The organism is Lentilactobacillus parafarraginis DSM 18390 = JCM 14109, assembly GCF_001435895.1.
Lineage (GTDB): Bacteria > Bacillota > Bacilli > Lactobacillales > Lactobacillaceae > Lentilactobacillus > Lentilactobacillus parafarraginis.
This window is the reverse complement of the sequence record NZ_AZFZ01000210.1, coordinates 1-485: the sequence shown is the minus strand read 5'-3', so window position 1 is coordinate 485 and position 485 is coordinate 1. Positions and strand designations below refer to the sequence as shown.

Sequence of the window (485 nt, the reverse complement as noted above, 5' to 3'; positions counted from 1 at the left end):
ATTGGCTCACTTTATTTTAGCAGTTACACCAAAATATGTGATTACCCATGGGTTTACCAAAAAGACACAAAAAACACCACCCGCTGAAATTAAACATGCGATTGAATTACGAACTGAATGGGAGGATAGTCAAAATGAAAATCAATGATATTTTAGCCCGGGAATTAAAAGACCCTAAGTTTGCTGAAGCTTATCATGCTGACAAGGAAAAATCTGCCAGTGCCTTAGCGTTGTATCATACTCGTGAAGAAGCTGGCCTAACTCAGGCCGATTTAGCTGAAAGAGCAAACGTCCCTCAATCCACCATTGCTAGAATCGAACGTGGCGATAATGTAACGTTTGATAAACTAGCTGAAATTGCCCATGCTATGGGTAAAACAATTAAAATTGAATTTACTCAATAAGTTAGACCTTTAAAGGGGTATTTGGCAGCAGTTGATTAAATCAACTGCTGCTTTTTTGATCAAGCTAAATTAGCTTGCGCC

2 protein-coding genes are annotated in these 485 nt (G+C 38.6%); both read left to right on the top strand.

The window, feature by feature from the left end:
• Window positions 1-148, top strand: a 148-nt coding sequence (locus FD47_RS15270) for a type II toxin-antitoxin system RelE/ParE family toxin (protein WP_191982201.1), incomplete at its 5' end; no start/stop codon positions are given.
• Complete coding sequence (locus FD47_RS14770) at window positions 135-404, top strand: helix-turn-helix domain-containing protein (protein WP_056980859.1); 270 nt, start codon at window positions 135-137, stop codon at window positions 402-404. The genes FD47_RS15270 and FD47_RS14770, both read left to right, overlap by 14 nt.
• Window positions 405-485: the final 81 nt, after the last annotated feature.